Genomic DNA, 7150 nt, shown 5'->3' with positions numbered 1-7150 from the left:
GAGCGGATGCCGCGAGCGGATGCCGTGGACGCCACTCGTCCTGCACAATCACCGCGTCGGGCGCACTCATCCACAATCGCCGAATCCGGCGCTCGCGACGCCTATTGCTCGGGCATGCTCTGGGGATGCTCCAGCCGCACCAGATCCTTCCGCACTTCGACGGCATCGCTCGCGGCATCCAACTGCAGAAGTTCGGATGCACGCGCACGCAGCTCGCTAAAGCGGCGCGTTCGGGCAGTATTCACCGCATCCGCATCGGCGTGTATGCACTGCCGGGGATCGATCGTCGCGTCATCACGGCCGCGGAGCACGGCGGCGCGCTCACGTGCGCGGCGGCACTGCGCGCTCACGGCGTCTGGATTCTGCCCGATCCCGACGAAGAGATCCACGTCTGGATGGGCGCCGCCGGCCGAACGCACCACGAGAAGTGCGCGTGCGTGGGACACTACACACCCGGCACGGCGGGGCTGGGGCTCGCTCCGGTCGCCGCAGCCCTCGTCCACCTCTACCGCTGCACCGATCACGAGACGTTCTTCGCGGCCTACGAGTCAGCGTGGAATCGGCGTCTGATCCTGGCGAGTGATCGCGATCGCATCCGTCAGGAGCTGCCGGTCACCGCCGGCTGGTTGCTGGATCTCGCGCGCGGCGACGCCGAGAGCGGTCTGGAATCGCTGTTGCGGCTGCGTCTGCATCTCCTCGGCATCCGCCTGGATTCTTAGGTGCAGATCGACGGGGGTCGGGCGGGTGGACTTCGTCATCGGTGGGCGCGTGATTCTCGAGGCCGACGGCAAGCTGAATCACCGTGGCGACCGGCGCCATAAGGATCTGATGCGGGATGCCGCGGCATCCGCCCTCGGGTATGAGACGCTGCGCTTCGACTACGCGATGATCATCCACGACTGGGAGCGCGTCGTCGCGGCGATCCTGCCCGCGCTCGTGCGCGCCCAGTCCTGAGCCTGTTCGCCCGCCGTGACACTTGTCAGCTCAGATCACAGTTGTCAGCCGAAATCCGAATTCTGGACTGACGGGCGTGATCCAGGCCGACAAGTGTCGGCCGGAGAGAACCGATGCGCCCTACTCGACCGTGACGGACTTGGCGAGGTTGCGGGGCTGGTCGACGTCCAGGCCCTTGGCGGTCGCCAGCGCCATGGCGAAGATCTGCAGCGGCACGACGGTGAGCACCGGCTCAAACATCGGGCCGGCGAGCGGGATGTGGATGACCTCGTCTGCGAAGGGCAGCACCGCGGCATCCCCCTCTTCGGCGATGACGATCACGCGGGCGCCGCGCGCACGGATCTCCTGGATGTTCGAGACGACCTTGGAGTGGATCAGTGCCGAGTGGCGCGGCGAGGGCACGATGACGAACACCGGCTGGCCGGGCTCGATCAGAGCGATCGGACCGTGCTTGAGCTCGCCGGCGGCGAAGCCCTCGGCGTGGATGTACGAGATCTCCTTCAGCTTGAGCGCACCCTCGAGGGCGATGGGGTACCCGACGTGGCGGCCGAGGAACAGCACCGAGCGGGTGTCCGCCATCCAGCTGGCGAGCTGCGAGACGTGGTCGTTCTCCTTCTCGAGCACCGACGCGATCTTCTCGGGCAGGTCGGCGAGCTCGGAGACCGCCTCGGTGTCGGTGAGCACGGAGCGCACGCGCCCCATGTGCAGGCCGAGCAGCAGCAGCGCGGTGATCTGCGCGGAGAACGCTTTGGTCGAGGCCACGGCGACCTCGGGGCCGGCGTGGGTGTAGACGACGGCATCCGACTCGCGCGGGATCGTCGCGCCCTGCGTGTTGCAGATCGACAGCGTGCGCGCACCGCGCTCGCGGGCGTACTTGACGGCCATGAGCGTGTCCATGGTCTCGCCGGACTGGCTGATCGAGATGACGAGCGTGTCGTCGCCGATCACCGGGTCGCGGTAGCGGAACTCGTGCGCGAGCTCGACGTCGGTCGCGACGCGGGCCCACTGCTCGATCGCATACTTGCCGACGAGGGCGGCATAGGATGCTGTGCCGCAGGCCGTGATGATCACCCGGTTGATGCCGACGAAGAGTTCGTCAAGCCCGTCGAGCTCGGGGATGACGACCTGGCCGTCCTGCACGCGCCCGCGGATCGTGTTCGCGACGGCTTCGGGCTGCTCGGCGACCTCCTTGGCCATGAAGGATGACCAGCCGCCCTTCTCTGCGGCCGCTGCATCCCACGACACCTCGAACGGCTCGGCCTCGACGACGTTGCCGTCGAAATCGGTGACCGTGACCTCCGACGGGGTGATCGCGACGATCTGGTCCTGGCCGATGGCGAGCGCCTTGCGGGTGTGCTCGACGAAGGCGGCGACGTCGGATCCGAGGAAGTTCTCACCCTCGCCGAGGCCGATCACCAGCGGCGAGTTGCGGCGCGCGCCGACGACCAGGCCGGGGTGGTCCTGGTGGGTGGCGAGGAGGGTGAAGGCTCCCTCGAGGCGGTTGACGACGGCGCGGAACGCGGCCTGAAGGTCACCGCTCTGGGCGTACTCGCGGCCGAGGAGGGCCGCGGCGACCTCGGTGTCGGTCTCACTGAGGAACTCGACGCCGTCAGAGACGAGCTCGTCGCGCAACGGGGCGAAGTTCTCGATGATGCCGTTGTGGATGACCGCGAGCTTGCCGTCGTCGGCCAGGTGCGGGTGGGCGTTCAGGTCGGTCGGCCCGCCGTGGGTGGCCCAGCGGGTGTGGCCGATGCCGGTGGTGCCGTCACCGAGCGGGGCGTCGGCGAGCGAGTCGCGCAGCATGCTGAGCTTGCCGGCCTTCTTGCGCATCCCGAGGTGCCCGTCGCCGTCGATCACAGCGATTCCGGCGGAGTCGTAGCCGCGATACTCCAGGCGGGCGAGGCCGGCGATAAGGATGTCCTGGCTGGGGCGCGGGCCCACGTATCCGACGATTCCACACATGGGATCAAGAATAAGCGCGCGGTTTTGCGAGGGGGACGAACGAAATCAGGATGCTGTGGGCGGATGCTGTGAGCGGACGCGGTTTCGCCTCGCTGCGCTCGCTCAATCCGTTTCGTCTCGCCTCCGGCTCGCTCAACGACCAGGCAAGCAGGTCAGAGTTTGCGGAGCAGCACGCTCTCGACGTTGTGGTCGGCGCCTTTGTTCAGCACGAGGGTCGCGCGGTGCTTGGTGGGCATCACGTTCTCGATGAGGTTGGGCATGTTGATCTCGCGCCAGTATCCGAGTGCGGTGGTCTCTGCTTCGTCGTCGGTGAGCTGCGCGAACACGTTGAAGTACGACGAGGGATTGGAGAAGGCACCCTGCCGCAGCGCCAGGAACCGGTCGACGTACCACCTCTCGACGTGCTCGGGTTCGGCGTCGACGTAGATGGAGAAGTCGAACAGGTCGCTGACGGCGACATCGTTCGGTGCCGGCGGCGGCTGCAGCACGTTCAGCCCCTCGACGATGACGACGTCGGGCCGTCGCACGACGACCCGAGCGTCGGGCACGATGTCGTACCGCATGTGCGAATAGAAGGGGGCGCGCACCTCGTCGGCGCCCGACTTCACCTCGGTGAGGAACTCCAGCAGCGCGCGGCGGTCGTACGATTCGGGGAAGCCCTTGCGCTCCATCAGACCGCGCCGTTCGAGCTCGGCGTTCGGGTAGAGGAATCCGTCGGTGGTCACCAGCTCGACGCGCGGTGTGCCCGGCCACCGGCTCATCAGTTCGCGCAGCAGTCGTGCAATCGTCGACTTGCCCACGGCCACGGAACCGGCGACGCCCACGACGAACGGTGTCGTGACGTCTTCTTCGTCGAGGAACGCGCTCGTCGCAGCCCCCAGCCGCTTCGTCGCCGACGCGTAGAGGCTAAGCAGCCGGCTCAGCGGCAGATACACCTCGCGCACCTCGGTGAGGTCGAGGCGGTCTCCGATGCCGCGCAGTTCCACGACCTCGGTCTCGCTCAGCGGCTGGTCGAGACCGGCGGCCAATCGCGCCCATTCGTCCCGTCCGATCTCGCGGTACGGCGACAGAGGCAGGGGTGAGTCGGCGGTGGTCACGGCATCCATCGTATCGGCGCGCCGCGCCGGGGCGTCACGGGTCATTCACCGATCTCATCCCCCGCAAGCAGACGATCGACTGTGCGGCCGAAGAATTCTCGGAGGCCCGCCGAGCTGCCTCGCGGTACAGCGACGACATCGAGAGCTGATCGAAATGAGTCGAGCATGTCGCGAATCACATCATTCGCATGGGAAGCACCCATCACCCGCCACGACGCGATCTCGGCCCGCAGGTGCTCCGCAGTGATCCGCCGGTGATCGAACTCTCCACCGACGGCGAGCGCCATGTCCCACTGGATCCGACCCGATTGGAAAAGGTTCGGCACCGCGTCGTACAGATCCGTGAGTCGATCCGCGCCCGGCTCATGCAGAATGCCCACGTTCTTCGCGTGCCCGTCGTTGTCTCCCATGAGCACTCGGAACAAGAGTTGTCGCACCCACTGCTCCACGACGTCGGCCCCGCCGAGAGTGGCCACGATCTCCGCTATCCGATATGCGGAGGGGCGGCGCGGGTCACGCGGCCGAGTAGGATTCTGAAATTTGAGATCGTCGTCGGTCCAACCGAGCGAGAGCGCCTGCGCGGCATCCTCTTGATGCACGAGCTCCACATTCTCGCCATGTACACGACGATCGAACCGTTCGATCGCGAGATACATCCCGTCTCCGGCCCCTTCGAGCCACGAGCTGAACCCGGCCAGCCCGATGGCGCGGGCGAGTTCGTGGCTGTAGAGCTCATCGACGATACGGGTCGGTCGGCTCTGCAGACGGGGTTTCAAAATGTGCGTGGAGTGTCCGCCGCCATGAGGAAGCATCCATCCCGATTCGCCGAACCGCGAGACGAGCACCTTGGGCTGGAACCCGGCGAGCATCGATCGACTGTCGTCTCGAATCCCCAGGTCGTGCTCTTTGATTGCACGTTGCAGTTCTCTGCGCAAGAGCTTCGGGGCGATCGGCGTGTAGCGAGGCTCTCGGGCGGTGACGTTCGAACTCCAGAACGTCAGAGCGCCGGCGATCGAGGTGCCGAACTCGCGGAGAAAGGCGAAGAGGTCATTCGGCTCGATCTCGCGCTTGGACGCGAGAGCCCGGCGCTGTGCGCCTTCCGGGAGATACCCGCCGAGAAAGCGCGAAAGGAGATCGATGTCGGGCCGGCGCTGTGCCCGCAGCGCGAAAGACTCCGCGAGCCGGACGCCCGTCGTCGTGAGAGTGACATCGTCGAGGATCACGCTCTCTCGCGACCGCCGCGGGGCGCGACGCAGAAGTCCGATCGGCTCGCCGTTCAGCTGGACCTCGAGCTCGTCACCCATCATCGGCCTGTTTCGCCGATGCCCATGACACCTCGATATCAGCGCCGAGCGCGTGCAACGTGCGGAACAGTCTCGCGAGTTGCACGGTCGAACTTCCCGACTCGAGCTCGCTCAGATAGCTCCTCGAGAAGCCCAGCCGGTTCGCCAGCTCATTCTGCGTGACGCCCTGCTCTTCCCGCAATCCGGCGATGAGGTCGCCCAGATCGTGGGCTCTTTCCACGGTATAGCGCGGCATGCGGATCCCTCTGCACGAATATCCCGACAATCACCCTTGTTCGGATATTCCGACATTACACGAAGTACGAATATTCCGACAGGGCACACCCGAGTAGTCTTTCCCCGTGCGCTTGGGAATCCTCGACATCGGGTCGAACACCGTCCATCTGCTCGCGGCGGACGCCCGGCCCGGCGGCAGGCCCCTCGCGACGACGAGCGATCGCAGCATCGTGCGGCTCATGCAATATCTCACTCCCGAGGGTGCGATCAGCGAAGAGGGCGTGCGCGCCCTGGTGGATGCTGTCACCCGCGCCCGCCTGACCGCCGAGACCGAGCGCGTCGAGACGCTGCTGGCGACGGCGACGAGCGCCGTCCGCGAGGCACTGAACGGCGAAGAGGTCATTGCCCGCATCGAGGGTGCGCTCGGGCAGCCGTTGCAGGTGCTCACCGGCGAGGAGGAGGCCGAGCTCACCTTCCTCGCCGTGCGGCGCTGGTTCGGGTGGGATGCCGGGCGCATCCTGCTGCTCGACATCGGCGGCGGGTCGTTCGAGTTCGGGGCCGGTGGCGACGAGCTGCCGGAGGTCGCGGCATCCGTCCCGCTCGGCGCCGGGCGCATGACGGTCCAGTTCCTGCCGGGCGATCCGCCGGGAGAGGATGCTGTCGAACTGCTGCGCGCACACGCCCGCGAGGTTCTCGCGCCGGTGACCGCGAACCTGAATGCCCTGCCCGCGCCGGACCACCTGGTGGGGTCGTCGAAGGCGATCCGGTCGCTGGCGAACCTCGCCGGGCGTGAGGTTTCGGGTCTCGGCTTCGACCGCACGGTGATGTCGCGCTCGGCGCTGAAGTCGTGGATTCCGCGGCTGGCGCGGATTCCGGCATCCGCTCGTCAGGAGCTGCCGGGGATCACCGCCGATCGCACCCTGCAGATCGTCGCGGCGGCGGTCTGCCTGCACACCGCGATGAAGATGCTCGATATCGATGAGCTCGAGGTGTCGCCGTGGGCCCTGCGCGAGGGCGTGCTGCTGCGCTACACCGAGTCGCTCAGCTGGGGCGGCGGCGGGATCTGATCGGTCAGCGTGTCACGGCCTCGGGGCGGATGTCGAGCCGGCGGAGCAGTTGCGCGTTGAGGGCGACGACGATGGTCGACAGCGACATCAGCACGGCTCCGACCGACATCGGCAGCACGAACCCGATCGGTGCGAGCACTCCCGCTGCGAGCGGCACCGAGATGAGGTTGTAGCCCGCCGCCCACCACAGGTTCTGCGTCATCTTGCGGTAGCTGGCACGCGAGAGTTCGATGACCGAGAGCACGGCGCGCGGGTCGTCGCTGGCGAGGATCACCCCGGCCGAGGCGATGGCGACGTCGGTGCCGGCGCCGATCGCGATCCCGACGTCTGCCTGCGCGAGGGCGGGTGCGTCGTTGACGCCGTCGCCGACCATGGCGACGCGGCGCCCTTCGCCTTGCAGCTGCTTCAGCGTCGCGGCTTTGTCCTCCGGCCGCACGCCGGCGAAGAACCGGTCGATCCCGAGTTCCGCCGCCACGGATGCTGCGACCGCTTCGGCGTCGCCGGTGATCATGACGACCTGCGCGCCGCGGGCGTGGAGCGCGTCGACCGC

Annotated in this window: 8 protein-coding genes; 3 read left to right on the top strand and 5 right to left on the bottom strand. The window is 67.3% G+C overall.

From position 1 onward, the window contains the following. Positions 1-125 precede the first annotated feature (125 nt). On the top strand, positions 126-719 hold the full coding sequence (locus tag ACTICP_RS09290; protein ID WP_441891655.1) for a type IV toxin-antitoxin system AbiEi family antitoxin domain-containing protein: 594 nt from the start codon (positions 126-128) through the stop codon (positions 717-719). Positions 720-744: 25 nt separating this feature from the next. Beyond that, positions 745-954 carry a DUF559 domain-containing protein gene (locus ACTICP_RS09285; RefSeq protein WP_441891653.1) on the top strand — a complete coding sequence of 70 codons (210 nt, stop codon included), beginning with the start codon at positions 745-747 and terminating at the stop codon, positions 952-954. A 120-nt stretch (positions 955-1074) separates the two neighbouring features. Here ACTICP_RS09285 and glmS read toward each other — a convergent pair whose 3' ends face one another. From glmS to ACTICP_RS09265, 4 genes are all read right to left on the bottom strand, one after another. Then, positions 1075-2916, bottom strand: coding sequence for a glutamine--fructose-6-phosphate transaminase (isomerizing) (gene glmS, locus ACTICP_RS09280; protein ID WP_441891651.1), 1842 nt, complete (start codon positions 2914-2916; stop codon positions 1075-1077). Positions 2917-3068: 152 nt separating this feature from the next. Further along, positions 3069-4022, bottom strand: coding sequence for a type I pantothenate kinase (coaA, locus tag ACTICP_RS09275; RefSeq protein ID WP_441891659.1), 954 nt, complete (start codon positions 4020-4022; stop codon positions 3069-3071). Positions 4023-4054: 32 nt separating this feature from the next. Continuing rightward, on the bottom strand, positions 4055-5317 hold the full coding sequence (locus tag ACTICP_RS09270) for a type II toxin-antitoxin system HipA family toxin (RefSeq protein WP_441891649.1): 1263 nt from the start codon (positions 5315-5317) through the stop codon (positions 4055-4057). Next, the gene (locus ACTICP_RS09265) at positions 5310-5552 is read right to left on the bottom strand and encodes a helix-turn-helix domain-containing protein (RefSeq protein WP_441838889.1); all 243 of its coding nucleotides are present in this window, start codon (positions 5550-5552) and stop codon (positions 5310-5312) included. Before ACTICP_RS09265 ends, ACTICP_RS09270 begins: the two co-directional genes overlap by 8 nt. Before the next feature lie 106 nt (positions 5553-5658). Between ACTICP_RS09265 and ACTICP_RS09260 the strand changes: the two genes are divergently transcribed. After that, positions 5659-6600 (top strand): Ppx/GppA phosphatase family protein, encoded by a 942-nt coding sequence (locus ACTICP_RS09260; RefSeq protein WP_441891647.1) that lies wholly within the window; start codon positions 5659-5661, stop codon positions 6598-6600. Between the two features lie 4 nt (positions 6601-6604). Here the strand turns inward: ACTICP_RS09260 and ACTICP_RS09255 are convergent. Next, a partial coding sequence (locus ACTICP_RS09255; RefSeq protein WP_441891645.1) for an HAD-IC family P-type ATPase occupies positions 6605-7150 on the bottom strand: 546 nt, incomplete at its 5' end.

Origin of the sequence: Microbacterium sp., from assembly GCF_052102115.1 — a bacterium.
GTDB lineage: Bacteria > Actinomycetota > Actinomycetes > Actinomycetales > Microbacteriaceae > Microbacterium.
This window is presented reverse-complemented; position numbering and strand designations above follow the sequence as displayed.

Excerpts from the sequence above, each read along its gene's own strand:
- glmS (WP_441891651.1), bottom strand. The coding sequence starts at position 2,916 with ATGTGTGGAATCGTCGGATACGTGGGCCCGCGCCCCAGCCAGGACATC.
- ACTICP_RS09270 (WP_441891649.1), bottom strand. The coding sequence starts at position 5,317 with ATGGGTGACGAGCTCGAGGTCCAGCTGAACGGCGAGCCGATCGGACTT.
- coaA (WP_441891659.1), bottom strand. The coding sequence starts at position 4,022 with ATGGATGCCGTGACCACCGCCGACTCACCCCTGCCTCTGTCGCCGTAC.
- ACTICP_RS09290 (WP_441891655.1), top strand. The coding sequence starts at position 126 with ATGCTCCAGCCGCACCAGATCCTTCCGCACTTCGACGGCATCGCTCGC.
- ACTICP_RS09265 (WP_441838889.1), bottom strand. The coding sequence starts at position 5,552 with ATGCCGCGCTATACCGTGGAAAGAGCCCACGATCTGGGCGACCTCATC.